The organism is Cellulosimicrobium sp. AB352, assembly GCF_049538415.1.
Taxonomy (GTDB): Bacteria; Actinomycetota; Actinomycetes; order Actinomycetales; family Cellulomonadaceae; genus Cellulosimicrobium; species Cellulosimicrobium funkei.
This window is the reverse complement of record NZ_JBMVFX010000002.1, coordinates 201,811-216,027: the sequence shown is the minus strand read 5'-3', so window position 1 is coordinate 216,027 and position 14,217 is coordinate 201,811. Positions and strand designations below refer to the sequence as shown.

At 73.7% G+C, this 14,217-nt stretch carries 13 protein-coding genes; 9 read left to right on the top strand and 4 right to left on the bottom strand.

The window, feature by feature from the left end:
• The first annotated feature begins 107 nt into the window (after positions 1-107).
• The 7 genes from ACPCUX_RS02460 to ACPCUX_RS02430 all read left to right on the top strand — a co-directional run bounded on the left by ACPCUX_RS02460 (position 108) and on the right by ACPCUX_RS02430 (position 7,178).
• Entirely contained in the window at positions 108-1,802 is a 1,695-nt protein-coding gene (locus tag ACPCUX_RS02460; RefSeq protein WP_074808910.1) for an ABC-F family ATP-binding cassette domain-containing protein, read from the top strand.
• Positions 1,803-1,822: 20 nt separating this feature from the next.
• Positions 1,823-2,743 carry a rhodanese-related sulfurtransferase gene (locus tag ACPCUX_RS02455; protein ID WP_423388107.1) on the top strand — a complete coding sequence of 307 codons (921 nt, stop codon included), beginning with the start codon at positions 1,823-1,825 and terminating at the stop codon, positions 2,741-2,743.
• Positions 2,744-2,913: 170 nt separating this feature from the next.
• Positions 2,914-3,357, top strand: a complete 444-nt coding sequence (gene rplM, locus ACPCUX_RS02450) for a 50S ribosomal protein L13 (protein ID WP_021479847.1) — start codon at positions 2,914-2,916, stop codon at positions 3,355-3,357.
• 45 nt (positions 3,358-3,402) lie between these two features.
• Positions 3,403-3,891: a 30S ribosomal protein S9 gene (rpsI, locus tag ACPCUX_RS02445; RefSeq protein WP_021479846.1), complete on the top strand. Its 489-nt coding sequence runs from the start codon at positions 3,403-3,405 to the stop codon at positions 3,889-3,891.
• 149 nt (positions 3,892-4,040) lie between these two features.
• On the top strand, positions 4,041-5,402 hold the full coding sequence (glmM, locus tag ACPCUX_RS02440) for a phosphoglucosamine mutase (protein WP_423388106.1): 1,362 nt from the start codon (positions 4,041-4,043) through the stop codon (positions 5,400-5,402).
• Positions 5,399-6,043 (top strand): peptide deformylase, encoded by a 645-nt coding sequence (locus tag ACPCUX_RS02435; RefSeq protein WP_423388105.1) that lies wholly within the window; start codon positions 5,399-5,401, stop codon positions 6,041-6,043. Before glmM ends, ACPCUX_RS02435 begins: the two co-directional genes overlap by 4 nt.
• Positions 6,044-6,308: 265 nt before the next feature.
• Positions 6,309-7,178: a DedA family protein gene (locus ACPCUX_RS02430; RefSeq protein WP_423388104.1), complete on the top strand. Its 870-nt coding sequence runs from the start codon at positions 6,309-6,311 to the stop codon at positions 7,176-7,178.
• A 26-nt stretch (positions 7,179-7,204) separates the two neighbouring features.
• Here the strand turns inward: ACPCUX_RS02430 and coaA are convergent, their stop codons facing one another.
• Complete coding sequence (gene coaA, locus ACPCUX_RS02425; RefSeq protein ID WP_044144243.1) at positions 7,205-8,194, bottom strand: type I pantothenate kinase; 990 nt, start codon at positions 8,192-8,194, stop codon at positions 7,205-7,207.
• 94 nt (positions 8,195-8,288) lie between these two features.
• Positions 8,289-9,185 (bottom strand): DUF72 domain-containing protein, encoded by an 897-nt coding sequence (locus ACPCUX_RS02420; protein ID WP_081600245.1) that lies wholly within the window; start codon positions 9,183-9,185, stop codon positions 8,289-8,291.
• 188 nt (positions 9,186-9,373) lie between these two features.
• Between ACPCUX_RS02420 and glmS the strand changes: the two genes are divergently transcribed.
• Positions 9,374-11,251 (top strand): glutamine--fructose-6-phosphate transaminase (isomerizing), encoded by a 1,878-nt coding sequence (glmS, locus tag ACPCUX_RS02415; protein WP_061268657.1) that lies wholly within the window; start codon positions 9,374-9,376, stop codon positions 11,249-11,251.
• 125 nt (positions 11,252-11,376) lie between these two features.
• On the top strand, positions 11,377-11,727 hold the full coding sequence (locus ACPCUX_RS02410) for a holo-ACP synthase (protein WP_021482029.1): 351 nt from the start codon (positions 11,377-11,379) through the stop codon (positions 11,725-11,727).
• Positions 11,728-11,923: 196 nt separating this feature from the next.
• Here ACPCUX_RS02410 and ACPCUX_RS02405 read toward each other — a convergent pair whose 3' ends face one another.
• Together ACPCUX_RS02405 and ACPCUX_RS02400 are read right to left on the bottom strand one after the other, a co-directional pair.
• Complete coding sequence (locus ACPCUX_RS02405; protein ID WP_423388103.1) at positions 11,924-12,850, bottom strand: hypothetical protein; 927 nt, start codon at positions 12,848-12,850, stop codon at positions 11,924-11,926.
• A gap of 207 nt (positions 12,851-13,057) precedes the next feature.
• Positions 13,058-14,107: a TIGR03560 family F420-dependent LLM class oxidoreductase gene (locus tag ACPCUX_RS02400; RefSeq protein WP_211931957.1), complete on the bottom strand. Its 1,050-nt coding sequence runs from the start codon at positions 14,105-14,107 to the stop codon at positions 13,058-13,060.
• Positions 14,108-14,217 lie beyond the last annotated feature (110 nt).

Sequence of the window (14,217 nt, the reverse complement as noted above, 5' to 3'; positions counted from 1 at the left end):
CATCCGCCATCCCGCCACCCGCGGGTGGCGCCGGCCCGGCCGAGGTGCCGGACGCCGGGGTCCGGAAAGCGCGTGACCGCGCGGCCGACGTCGGGGACCATGACGGGGTGGGACACCTCGACCTCAGCGACGTCACGTATCACCTGCCCGACGGGCGCACCCTGCTCGACGGCGTCGACCTGCGGGTCGCGGACGGCGCGCGCGTCGCGCTCGTGGGGCCCAACGGCGTCGGGAAGTCGACGCTGCTGCGCATCGTCACCGGCGAGGTCGCGCCGCACGGGGGCGCCGTCGTGCGCAGCGGCGGGCTCGGGGTCATGCGCCAGGACGTCGGCCGCATCGACGACGACCGCACGGTGCGCGACCTGCTCGTCGGGCTCGCGCCGACCGCCGTCCGCGAGGCGGCGCTCGAGCTCGCGGCTGCCGAGCACGACATCATGACGGTCGACGACGAGCCCGCCCAGCTCCGCTACGCGCAGGCCCTCGTGGACTGGGCGGACGTGGGTGGCTACGACGCCGAGGCCGGCTGGGACGAGGTGACCGACGAGGTGCTGTCGGTCCCGTTCGAGAAGGCGCAGTGGCGCGACGTGCGGTCGCTGTCCGGGGGCGAGCAGAAGCGGCTCGCGCTCACGGCCCTGCTGCGTGGGCCCGAGGAGGTCCTGCTGCTCGACGAGCCGGACAACCACCTCGACGTGCCGACGAAGCGCTGGCTCGAGGAGCGGCTCGTCGCGTCGTCCAAGACGGTCCTCTTCGTGTCCCACGACCGCGAGCTGCTGTCGCGCACCGCGACCCAGGTCGCGACGCTCGAGCCGACGCCGGGCGGCGGCACGGTGTGGGTGCACGGCGGCGGCTTCGCGACGTACGCCCAGGCCCGCGCGGACCGGCGCGACCGGCTCGCCGAGCTCGCGCGCCGCTGGGACGAGGAGCACGCCAAGCTCCAGGAGCTCGTGCGGACGCTCAAGACGAAGGCCGCGTTCAACGACGGCCTCGCGAGCCGGTACCAGGCCGCGCGCACGCGCCTGCGCAAGTTCGAGGAGGCGGGGCGTCCCGAGGTCGTCGCGCGCGACCAGAACGTGACCGTGCGGCTCACGGGCGGGCGGACGGCCAAGCGCGCGGTGACGTGCGAGCGGCTCGAGCTCACGGGGCTCATGAAGCCGTTCGACGTCGAGGTGTTCTTCGGCGAGCGCGTCGCGGTGCTCGGCTCGAACGGCTCCGGGAAGTCGCACTTCCTGCGCCTCCTCGCCGCGGGCGGGAGCGACCCCGAGCCGGGCACCGTGCCCGACGACGTGGCCGGCGGCCCGGCGGCGCCCGCCCCTGTGGCGCACACTGGCCGGGCCGTGCTCGGGTCGCGGGTGCGGCCGGGGTGGTTCGCGCAGAACCACGACCACCCGGAGCTGCGAGGGCGCACGCTGCTGGAGATCCTCCACCGCGGCGAGGGGCACCGGGCGGGCATGGGGCGCGAGGGCGCGAGCCGGGCGCTCGACCGGTACGAGCTCGTGGGCCAGGCCGAGCAGCGCTTCGAGACGCTCTCGGGCGGCCAGCAGGCGCGCTTCCAGATCCTGCTCCTCGAGCTCGACGGCGCGACGCTGCTCCTGCTCGACGAGCCGACCGACAACCTCGACCTGCACTCGGCGGAGGCGCTCGAGGCGGGGCTCGCGGCCTTCCAGGGCACCGTGCTCGCGGTGACGCACGACCGGTGGTTCGCGCGCGGCTTCGACCGGTTCCTCGTGTTCCGCGAGGACGGCGAGGTCGTCGAGGCGCCCGAGCCCGTCTGGGACGTCGAGCGCGTCCGTCGGGCGCGCTAGCCCTCCCTATCCTGGTGAGCATGGCCGTCCACAAGATCGTGCTCTTCTACGCCTTCACGGCGCTGCCGGACCCGCGTGCCGTGCAGCTCTGGCAGCAGGCGCTGGGGGAGCGGTGGCACCTCACGGGTCGCGTGATCGTGTCGGAGCACGGGATCAACGCGACCCTCGGCGGGACGGTCGAGGACCTCAAGCAGTACGTGAAGACGACGCGCCGGTACCCGGGCTTCGAGGGCGTCGACGTCAAGTGGTCCGACGGCACGGGCCGCGACTTCCCGCGCCTGTCCGTCAAGGTGCGCCCCGAGCTCGTCGCGTTCGGCGTGCCGGACGAGGTCCGGGTCGACGAGCACGGCGTCGTCGGCGGCGGGGAGCGGCTGAGCCCGCAGGCCCTGCACGACCTCGTCGAGGAGCGCGGCGACGACGTCGTGATGCTCGACGGCCGCAACGCGTTCGAGGCGGCGATCGGCCGCTTCCGCGGGGCCGTCGTGCCCGACGTCGCGACCACGCGGGACTTCGTCGCCGAGATCGACTCGGGCCGCTACGACGACCTCAAGGGCCGACCCGTCGTCACGTACTGCACGGGGGGCGTGCGGTGCGAGGTGCTGTCGGCGCTGCTGCGCGCCCGCGGGTTCGAGGAGGTCTACCAGCTCGACGGCGGCGTCGTGCGCTACGGCGAGGTGTTCGGCTCGCAGGGGCTGTGGGAGGGGTCGCTCTACGTGTTCGACGAGCGCATGCACGTCGAGCTCGGCCCGGGCTCGACGCCGCTCGGCGCGTGCACGGCGTGCGGGGCGCCGACGGCGAAGTACGAGAACTGCGCCGACCCGAGCTGCCGGACCCTGCGCCTGTACTGCCCCGGCTGCGTCCACGAGGCCCGCTCGACGCGCTGCGAGACGTGCGTCCGGGAGCGCCCGGCCGCTTTGACCGGCGGCCTGCCTCGCGGGTAGTCTGGTGAGTCGTTGTGCTCATCTCACGACACCCGTGTCGCTAGCGCGCCCACTCGCTGCCGGCCAAGGAGCGGGTGTCGACCGAGCCCGCCGCGCAACGACCTGCCCTCTCGGCCGCACGCTTCAGCGGTCGAAGAAGACATCCTGAGACAGAAACGAAGGCTACGACCGTGCGTACGTACACCCCGAAGCCCGGCGACGTCCAGCGCGACTGGTACGTCATCGACGCGACCGACGTCGTCCTGGGCCGCCTGGCCACCCACGTGGCCACCCTGCTGCGCGGCAAGCACAAGCCGACCTTCGCTCCGCACGTCGACGGCGGTGACTTCGTCATCGTCATCAACGCCGGCAAGGTCGCCCTGAGCGGCAACAAGCGCGAGCAGAAGATGGCCTACAACCACTCCGGTTACCCGGGTGGTCTGCGTGCCGTCGCCTACGGCGACCTGCTCGACAAGCACCCCGAGCGTGCCGTCGAGAAGGCCGTCCGGGGCATGCTCCCCAAGACGACCCTCGGTCGCGCCCAGTTCGGCAAGCTGAAGGTCTACGCGGGTGCCGAGCACCCGCACGCCGCTCAGCAGCCGAAGCCGTTCGAGATCACCCAGGTCGCGCAGTAATCGCCGCCCAGGCGTAGCGCACAGAGAGACGCGAGGACACCACCCGTGGCCGAGACCACCGTCGACACCGACACCCTGGGCGACGAGACGCCCAGCACCTACACCTCCGAGTCCGCCGCCCCCACGGGCCGCGGCCAGAGCATCACCGCCCCCGGCCAGGCCCTGGGCCGTCGCAAGGAGGCCGTGGCGCGCGTGCGCCTCGTCCCCGGCACCGGCACCTGGAAGGTCAACGGGCGCACGCTCGAGGACTACTTCCCGAACAAGGTCCACCAGCAGCTCGTCAACTCCCCGCTGAAGCTGGTCGACGTCGAGGGTCGCTTCGACGTCGTGGCCCGCATCACGGGCGGCGGCTCCTCGGGCCAGGCCGGCGCGCTGCGCCTGGCGATCGCGCGCGCGCTCAACGCGATCGACGCCGAGCACAACCGCCCCGCGCTGAAGAAGGCCGGCTTCCTCACTCGCGACGCCCGCGTCGTCGAGCGCAAGAAGGCCGGTCTCAAGAAGGCCCGCAAGGCACCGCAGTACTCCAAGCGCTGATCCTGCGCTGTGCGCTCGTCGGCCCCGGTGGACCTGGTCCACCGGGGCCGACGGCGTTTGTGAGGAGCGGTGACCAAGACCCGTCGACGGCGGGCAGCGGCTGACGGTCGTACGGTCGGCGTACGGCCGGTACGAGGGGAAGGACTTCCATGGGACGGCTTTTCGGCACCGACGGGGTGCGCGGTCTCGCGAACGGCAACGTGACGGCGGAGCTCGCGCTGGACCTCGGCGTCGCCGCGGCCCGTGTGCTCGCGAGCGGTCAGGAGGAGGGGCACCGCCCGCGCGCGGTCGTCGGGCGCGACACGCGCGTGTCCGGGGAGTTCCTCGGCGCGGCGCTCATCGCGGGGCTCGCGAGCGCGGGCGTCGACGTGAAGGACGTCGGGGTCCTGCCGACCCCGGCCGTCGCCTACCTGACGAGCACCATGGACGTCGACTTCGGCGTCGTCATCTCGGCGTCGCACAACCCGATGCAGGACAACGGGATCAAGTTCCTCGCGCGCGGCGGCGTGAAGCTCGACGACGCGGTCGAGGACCGCATCGAGAGCCTGCTGGGCCTGGAGTGGGAGCGCCCGACGCACGGCGTCGTCGGCCGCATCTCCCCGGACTCGGGTCGCGCGGGCGGCGCGTACGTCGAGCACCTCATGTCGAGCATCGGCGCCGACGAGGATCACAAGCCGCTGGCCGGCCTGCGGATCGCGGTCGACTGCGCGAACGGCGCGGCGAGCGACGTCGGGCCCGCGGCGCTGCGTGCTGCCGGGGCGGACGTCGTCGTCATCAACGCGAGCCCCGACGGCCGCAACATCAACGCGGCGTGCGGCTCGAACCACCCGGAGCAGCTTCAGGCCGTCGTCGTCGCGTCCGAGGCCGACTTCGGCGTCGCGTTCGACGGCGACGCGGACCGCTGCATCGCGGTCGACCACGGCGGCACCGTCGTCGACGGCGACCAGATCATGGGCGTCCTCGCCCTCGCGCTCAAGGACGAGGGCGCGCTCCCGCACGACACGCTCGTCGTCACGGTCATGAGCAACCTCGGGCTGCTGCTCGCGATGCGCGCGGCGGGGATCAGCACCGTCCAGACGGCGGTCGGCGACCGGTACGTGCTCGAGGAGATGCGCGCCCACGGCTACGGCCTGGGCGGCGAGCAGTCAGGCCACATCGTCATGTCGCGCTACGCGACGACGGGCGACGGCGTGCTCACGGCCCTCCAGCTCGCGGCGCGGGTGCGCGCGACGGGCCAGAAGCTCGCGGACCTCGCGGGCGTCGTGCAGCGGCTCCCGCAGACCCTCCTCAACGTCCCCGGCGTGGACAAGGCGCGCGCGTCGACCGACGAGGCGCTGCTGGCCGCGGTCGCCGGTGCGGAGCGCTCGCTCGGGGAGACGGGGCGGGTGCTCCTGCGGCCGTCGGGCACCGAGCCGCTCGTCCGGGTCATGGTCGAGGCGGCGACGCAGCAGCAGGCCGACGCGGTCGCCGCGCAGCTCGCGGGCGTCGTGCGCGAGCGGCTCGCCCTGTGAGCGCGTCCGGACGGCCGACGGGACGCGAGGCGGGCACGAGCGTGCGGCAGGGGGTCGACGAGGCGCTGCGCGAGCACGTGCTCGCGCTCCTCGCCGCGTACCCGGACGGCGTCCTGCCGATCGTGCAGGCCGGCCACCCCGTGCTGCGCACGCCGGCCGTGCCGTACGCGGGCCAGCTCGGCGACGCGCTGCCGCGCTTCCTCGACGCGATGCGCACGACCATGCGCGCGGCGCCCGGCGTGGGGCTCGCCGCGCCGCAGGTCGGCATCGGCCTCGCGGTGGCCGTGGTCGAGGACCCGGGTGCACCGGACGTCGGCGACGACCGGGAGCGGAGCCCCCTGGAGTACCGGGTGCTCGTGAACCCGCGCTACGAGGTCGTCGGCGAGGAGACCCGCACGTTCTTCGAGGGCTGCCTCTCCGTGCACGGTTGGCAGGCCGAGCGGACGCGCGCCCACGCCGTCCGGCTCACGGGCCAGGACGAGGCCGGCGAGCCGTTCGACGACGTGCTGACCGGGTGGCCCGCGCGCATCGTCCAGCACGAGACGGACCACCTGCGGGGCGAGCTCTACCTCGACGCCGCCGACCTGCGCACGCTGTCCTCGACCCTCGGGGTCGCGCGGCTCCCGGGCGCCGGGAGCTAGCCCACCGGGCGTCCGCGGGCCCCTGGTCCTCACGACGTACGGGCCCGCCGCGGGAAGTCGTCCGCCGGGATGACGAACTGCCGCGGCGGGCACGGCAGAATCGTCACGGGCGCGGCGCCGTCGCGCCCGGGGTCCTCAGGGGTGAACCGGGGGTCTCCCTGATGGTCGTCGTCCTCGCGCTCCGTAGGCTTGTCCTGGTGCAGGACGACCGACCTGCCGCCACCGCCCGCCTGGCCTCCCCGCCAGCAGACGAACGAGGACGCCGTTGCCGGACGCCGTGTCGACCTTCCTGGAGAATCTCGAGCACTGGATTCTCGCCCTCGCGGCGTCCGCGTGGATCTATCCCGCCCTGTTCGGCTTCGCGACGATCGACGGGTTCTTCCCGCCGGTCCCCAGCGAGTCGGTCGTCATCACGCTCGCGGTCTCCGCGCACGCGACCGGCGAGCCGAACCTCGTCCTCGTGCTCCTCGTCGCGGCCCTGGGTGCCTGGACCGGGGACCAGATCGCGTTCGCGATCGGTCGCGCCGTCGGCACGGAGCGTCTGCGCATCCTGCGCACGCCCCGCGGGCGGCGCGCCGTGGGGTGGGCCGAGCGCGCCCTCGCGCACCGCGGGGCGTCGTTCATCCTCGCGGCGCGCTACATCCCCGTGGGCCGCGTCGCGGTGAACATGACGGCTGGCGCCGTCGGGTACCCGCGGCGTCGGTTCATGGCGTTCTCCGGCATCGCGGCGGTGACGTGGGCCGTCTACTCGGTGCTCATCGGGCTCGTCGCCGCCCGCTGGCTGGGCCACGAGCCGCTGCTCGCGATGGTCGTGGGCATCGTGCTGGGCGTCGGGAGCGGGTTCGTCATCGACCGCGTGCTCATGATGCGCGCGCGCCAGCGCGGCGAGCTGCCGCCGACGGCGCGGGTGCCTGTCGGAGAGGATGCGACCGACCCGGCCGGGGCCGCGCCGACGACCGGCGGGACGCCGGCCGCGACCGCGCCCGGCGGGGGCGCGACGGCCGGCGGGAACCCCGCGACCGGGCCGGTGACCGGCGCGCCCGCGCCCCGTCCGCGCGCGGCGGACGCCTCCGGGACGGTGCCGCCCGGGCCGTCGGGGGCGACGTCGTCGGGCACGCCGCCCCGCGCGACCTGACCCTGCCCTGTGCTGAGCGTGCCGCCTCAGAGCTTGCGCAGGCGGACGCGCTGGACCGAGTGGTCCGAGCCCTTCGTGAGGACGAGGGTCGCGCGGCCGCGCGTCGGCAGGATGTTCTGCTCGAGGTTCGGCGCGTTGATCGCGTCCCAGATCGACTTCGCCCGCTCCACCGCCTGCTCGTCCGTGAGGTCGGCGTAGCGGCGGAAGTACGACTCGGGGCGCGCGAACGCGGTGCGGCGCAGCGCGAGGAACCGGTCGACGTACCACTGGCGGATGTTGCGCGTGCGGGCGTCGACGTAGATCGAGAAGTCGAAGAAGTCCGACACGGCGACGGTCGACTCGTCGTGCGCGCTCGGGCGCGCCGGCTGGAGCACGTTGAGGCCCTCGACGACGAGGACGTCGGGCTTGCGGACGACGGCCTCGGCGCCCGGCACGATGTCGTACGTGAGGTGGTCGTAGACGGGGGCCCGCACCTCGGCGTGGCCGGCCTTGACCTTGGACAGGAACCGGATGAGCGCGCGACGGTCGTAGGACTCGGGGAAGCCCTTGCGGTCCATGAGGCCCCGGCGCGCGAGCTCCGCGTTGGGGTAGAGGAAGCCGTCGGTCGTGATGAGCTCGACGCGCGGCGTCTCCGGCCAGCGGGCCAGCATCTCGCGCAGCACGCGCGCCGTCGTCGACTTCCCGACGGCCACGGAGCCGGCCACGCCGATGACGTACGGCGTGTTGCCGGTCTCCTCGCGCAGGAACGTCGACGTCGCCTCGTGCAGGCCGGACGTCGCGGTGACGTAGAGGTTGAGCAGGCGCGAGAGCGGCCGGTAGACGGCGTCGACCTCGGCGAGGTCGATCGGGTCACCGAGGCCGCGCAGGCGCGCGACGTCGTCGTCGGTCAGCGGCAGCGGCGTCGACTCCGACAGCCGGCTCCACACGGCCCGGTCGAGATCGACGTACGGCGAGGACGACGGCGCGGCCAGGTGGGCCCGCAGGAGGTCGGACGGGTCGTCGGCGGGGGAGGACACCCGCCCGATTCTGCCGGATGCGCGCCCGTGCCGGTGCACGGGGCGGCTTCGCGTCCCGACGAGGGCACCGCGAGGCCGCCCTCCGCGGGTCGTCTCAGCGGGCGTCGTCCGCCCCGCGCGCGGCCCGACGACGGCGCGGCGTCGGCTCGACGGCGGGCCCCAAGCCGGGGAGCGCGAGGTCGGGCAGGCGGGCCATGAGGGCGAGCGCGTCGGCCGGGGCGTGGGCGTCCACGTCGTTGTCGAAGTAGACCTCGACGTCGTGGCCCGCGGCGTGCCAGGCACGCACGCGCTCGGCCCACGCGTCGAGCACGTGCGGCCGGTAGCCGCTGCGGTAGAGCTCCTGGTCCCCGTGCAGGCGCACGTACACGAGCGGGCTCGTGACCGCCTCGACGAGCGGCCACCGGCCCGCGCCGTCCGACACGGCGAACGCCACCCCGTGCCGGCGCAGGAGGTCGAGCGCCTCCGGCGCGGCGAACGACGCGTGCCGCGGCTCGAGCGCGTGCACGATCGGGCGGTCCGCGTCGGTCTCCGTCCAGGCGGGCGCGCGCAGGCGGTCGTCGTGCTCGTGCGCGAGCCTCGCCGCCTCGCCGGTGGTGCGCGGCAGGAGCGTGAGGAACGCGTCGAGCAGGTCGTGGTCGAAGGCGGTCCGCGCGGGGAGCTGCCACAGGACGGGCCCGAGCCTGCTGCCGAGCGCGAGGACGCCGCTCGCGACGAAGTTGGCGACCGGCGTCCGCACGTCCCGGAGCCGCTTCATGTGGGTGACGAAGCGCGGTCCCTTGACCGCGAACGTGAAGCCCTCGGGGGTCTGGTCGCGCCACGCGACGAACGACGACGGTCGTTGCAACGAGTAGAACGACCCGTTGAGCTCGACGGCGGGGAAGAGCGAGGCGACGTGCTCGAGCTCGCGACGCTGGGGGAGCCCCGCGGGGTAGAACGGTCCGCGCCAGTCCGCGTACCGCCACCCCGAGAGACCGATCCGGACGGTGGGCACGAGCACCAGCCTCGCGGTGCCGCGCGTCCCACGCCCGGCGAACGCGCCACGGACCGGGACACGACGAGGCCGCGGGCGCGAGGACGGCTCGCGCGCCGCGGGGCCCCGATTTGGCAGCGGACCTCACGAAGAACCGCGGGATCGCGCGGCCCCGAAGCGGCGCGGGTCCGTGGCTAGACTCGATCACCATGTGCGGAATCGTGGGCTACGTAGGCCCTGGAACCATGGTCGGAGAGGCCTCGGGGCGACCCCTCGACGTCGCTCTCGAAGGACTCGGACGGCTCGAGTACCGCGGCTACGACTCGGCCGGGGTCGCGCTCGTCGCGCCCGGCGTCGACGCCGTCGCGTTCGCGAAGAAGTCCGGCAAGCTCGCGAACCTCGTGCAGGAGATCGAGACGCACCCGCTGCCCGCGGCGACCGCGTCGATCGGGCACACGCGGTGGGCGACGCACGGCGGCCCGACGGACACCAACGCGCACCCCCACCTCGCGGACGACGACCGCCTCGCCGTGATCCACAACGGCATCGTCGAGAACTTCGCGACCCTCAAGGCCGAGCTGCTCGCCGAGGGCGTGACGTTCCGGTCCGAGACCGACACCGAGGTCGCGGCGCAGCTCCTCGCGCGGGCGTACCGCGACACCAAGGACCTCACGCTCGCGATGGGGCAGGTGGCGCGGCGGCTCGAGGGCACCTTCACGCTCCTCGCCGTGCACGCCGACGCCCCGGACACGGTCGTGGGCGCGCGGCACGACTCGCCGCTCGTCGTCGGGCTGGGGGAGGGCGAGAACTTCCTCGGCTCCGACGTCGCGGCGTTCATCTCCCACACCAAGGAGGCGCTCGAGCTCGGGCAGGACCAGATCGTCACGATCACGCCGACGTCGGTCGAGGTGACCGACTTCGACGGCAACCCGGCCGAGGCGAAGCGCTACACGGTCGACTGGGACGCGGCCGCCGCGGAGAAGGGCGGCTTCTCGTCCTTCATGGACAAGGAGATCCACGACCAGCCGCACGCCGTCGCCGACACGCTGCTCGGCCGCACGGACCCGTCGGGCAAGCTCGTGCTCGACGACCTGCGCATCGACGAGGCCGTGCTGCGCTCGGTCGACAAGATCATCGTCGTCGCGTGCGGCACGGCGGCCTACTCGGGCCACGTCGCGAAGTACGCGATCGAGCACTGGTGCCGCATCCCGGTCGAGGTCGAGCTCGCGCACGAGTTCCGCTACCGCGACCCGATCGTCGACGAGAAGACGCTCGTCGTCGCCGTGACCCAGTCCGGCGAGACCATGGACACGCTCATGGCCGTGCGCCACGCGCGTGAGCAGGGCGCGAAGGTCATCTCGATCGTCAACACGCACGGCTCGACGATCCCGCGCGAGTCCGACGCCGTGCTCTACACGCACGCCGGCCCGGAGATCGCGGTCGCCTCGACGAAGGCGTTCCTGTCGCAGATCACCGCCGCGTACCTCCTGGGCCTCTACCTCGCGCAGCTGCGCGGGAACAAGTTCCCCGACGAGATCGCGGCGATCCTCGAGGACCTGCGCGAGATGCCGCGCAAGATCCAGACCGTCATCGAGCGCGGCGAGTACGTGCGCGCGACCGCGCGGTCGATGAAGGACGCCTCGTCCGTGCTGTTCCTCGGGCGCCACGTCGGGTTCCCCGTCGCGCTCGAGGGCGCGCTCAAGCTCAAGGAGCTCGCGTACATCCACGCGGAGGGCTTCGCGGCCGGCGAGCTCAAGCACGGGCCGATCGCGCTGATCGACGAGGGCCAGCCGGTGTTCGTCGTCGTGCCGTCGCCGAAGGGCCGCGAGGGCCTGCACTCCAAGGTCATCTCGAACATCCAGGAGATCCGGGCGCGCGGCGCACGCACGCTCGTCATCGCCGAGGACGGGGACGACGCCGTGCGTCCCTACGCGGACGAGATCTTCTGGATCCCCGAGTCCCCGACGCTGCTCTCGCCGCTGCTGGCCGTCGTGCCGCTGCAGATCTTCGCGATGGCGCTCGCGACGGCGAAGGGCCTCGACGTCGACCAGCCGCGCAACCTCGCGAAGTCGGTCACGGTCGAGTAGCCCTCCCGGCCCCGCCCCCGCCCACGCGCCGACCAGGTGGTCCTGGCTCGTCCGGTCTCCCGGACGAACCAGGACCACCTGCTCGTGGAGGCGGGGAGGCCTGGTCGCCACCGTAGGGTGGACGCATGATCAAGGGCGTGGGGATCGACGTCGTGGACGTCGCGCGGTTCATGGAGACCCTGGAGCGCACCCCCCGGCTCCGCGAGAAGCTGTTCACCGAGGCCGAGCGTGACCTGCCTCCCGCGTCGCTCGCCGCGCGGTTCGCGGCGAAGGAAGCCATCGCCAAGGCGCTGGGTGCCCCCGCGGGCATGCGCTGGCACGACGCGACGGTGCACCGCGTCGTCGGCGGCCCGCCGGAGGTCGAGATCACCGGCACGGTCGCGGCACGTGCGGACGCGCTCGGCATCACGGCCTGGCACCTGAGCATCTCGCACGACGCCGGCATCGCCTCGGCGATGGTCGTCGCGGAAGGCTGACCCCGCCCCCACCCGCCCCGCCCCCGCCCCCGCCCCCACCCGCTGCCGCCGAGCGGGTGGTGCTGGCTCGTCCTACGACGTGGACGCGCCAGGACCACCTGTTCGGCCGGCGGGGATCGCCTGCTCGACTCGCGAGAAGTGCTGCGCGAGGTTTTGGTCGACCGTGGCGTGCCGCCGCCGGGCGGTGAGGTGCCCGTCAGGCGGCGAGGTGCCGGCGCACGGTCGCGGCGACCCGGCCGAGGTCGCGTGACGTGAAGCGCAGGAGGTCCACGGTGCCCGAGCCGGTGAGGAGGTTCTGGCGACGACGGTCCGCGAAGACCGCGAAGGGGGTGTCGTGGTGCTCCCGGCCGTCGAGCTCGGCGACGAGCCAGCGACCGCCGCGACGCCGCCATCCCATGTCACCTCGAGCGACCACGGCGCCCGTCTCGTCGCGCACGGGGAGCTGCAGGGTGTCCGGCGGCACCTCCTCCTCGATGCACTCCAGACGGGCGAACGACTCCAGCGGGGACTCCGCCCGGCCGTCCGACAGCTCCCAGAGGTCGTGCCGGGTAGCGATGCCTCGCCGTCCGCGAGCGAGGTCGTGCGCGCGGGCGAGCTCGTCGGGCGTCAGAAGCCGGCGGCGCTGGACCGCGTCGAGGACGGCGAGCCCGTGGGAGCGAGGAAGCTCCGGGACGGCCTGGGCGAGAGCCCAGTCGAGCGTCGCGACCCGGAACCCGTCGATCCTCGTCGTGCGCATCCCGTCGTCGAACTGGCGCAGGCGGACACCGTCACGGTGCTGCCGGCGCGACGCCTCGTCGAGGGCGACCTGGGGAGTGAGCCGGTGCGGCAGACCCTCCACGCCGTGCAGCACCAGGGCGCAGGCGCCGACGGCGACGGCGTCCGCGTCGTAGGCGAGCAGTCCGAGGAGCGCTGCGCGACGTCGTCGGTCGTCGAGGCTCGTCACGGCAGACGACCGGACCTCGTAGACGTTCATCGCGGCGCGGCGCCACTCTCGCCGGTCGACGAGCCCGCGGACCGCGCCTCGCGACAGTCCTGCCGCACCGGCCTGCGCGGTCGTGACCAGCTCTGCCTGCCGGGACGCGATCCGGAGGAGCTCGGCGGGGACGGCGGTTCGTGCGTGCATGACGCGATCTCAGCGGGTCGCGTGCCGCCACCGCAGCCTCGTCGTCGCGACCTGTGGACGACACCCCACGCCGCCCACCCTGTGGTCGGCGTCGACCAGGCGATCCACGACGGACGAGCAGGCGGTCCTGGTTCGTCCCGTCGACGGGACGAACCAAGACCACCTGCTCGCGCGGGGAGGGGGCGGAAGGGTGGAGGGGGAGGGGGGTCAGGATTGCAGGGCCGGGATGACCTGGCGCTGGAAGAGCTCGAGCTGGTCGCGGTCGGTCGCGGCGAAGGGGAAGTAGCCGATCGCGTAGCCGAGGCCCTGGGCGCGCAGCGCCGTGAGGGTCTCGACGATCTGCTCCGGTGTTCCCACGAGGGGGCCGTTCCGCCACGACGCGATGCTGTCGTCCGCCTTCTCGGGGAAGTACCGGCGCGCGTGCTCCTCGACCCGGGCAAGACGGTCCGCGACGTCCCGCTCGGTCTCGCCGATGACGACGTTGTAGTTGGCCGACCGCGTGATCTCCCCGAAGTCGCGGCCCAGGTCGCGGCAGTGCTGCTCGAGCACGGCGGACTTGTGGGCGAAGCCCTCCGGCGAGCCGTCGAAGTTCGTGTACTGGGCGTGCTGCGCCGCGATGCGCAGCGTCTTCTTCTCGCCGCCGCCCGCGATCCACAGGGGGATGCTCGGCACGGCACCCTCGCCGTCGACCGCCACGCGCTGCAGCGGCTGCGGGTAGCACAGGGCGCCGTCCACCTGGTAGCGCCGGCCCTCGAACGTGCCCGACGACCCCGTGCGCCACATGCGCGCCATGATCTGCACGCCCTCGTCGAGCGCGCGCAGGCGCTCGCCCGCACTGGGGAAGCCGTACCCGTAGGCGCGCCACTCGTGCTCGTACCAGCCCGCGCCGATGCCCATCTCGAGGCGGCCGCCCGAGACGTGGTCGACCGTCGCGGCGACCTTCGCGAGGTAGGTCGGCTCGCGGTACGCCATGCACGTGCACATCTGGCCCAGGCGCACGCGCTGCGACGCCGCGGCGAACGCCGCCATGAGCGTCCACGCCTCGTGGGTCGCCTCGGTGCTCGGGGTCGGGGTCGTGTGGAAGTGGTCGTAGACCCACACCCCGTCCCACGCGAACTCGCCGCCGGGCAGGGGCTCGCCCGCCGCCGCGTTGTCGGCGTAGTGGAGCAGGGAGAGCATGGTCTTCCAGTGGTCCTCGGGCGCGACGTCGACGAGGTCGTAGCGCCAGCCCTGCGGGATGAAGAGTCCGAATCGCATGCTCGTCACCCTATGCGGGTCCGCGCGGCCCGCAGCGCGCCCGCGGGGACCGTCTCAGCCCTCGGCCGTCCCGGCGGTCGTCGCCCCGGACGGCTCGGCGCGGGCGCCGC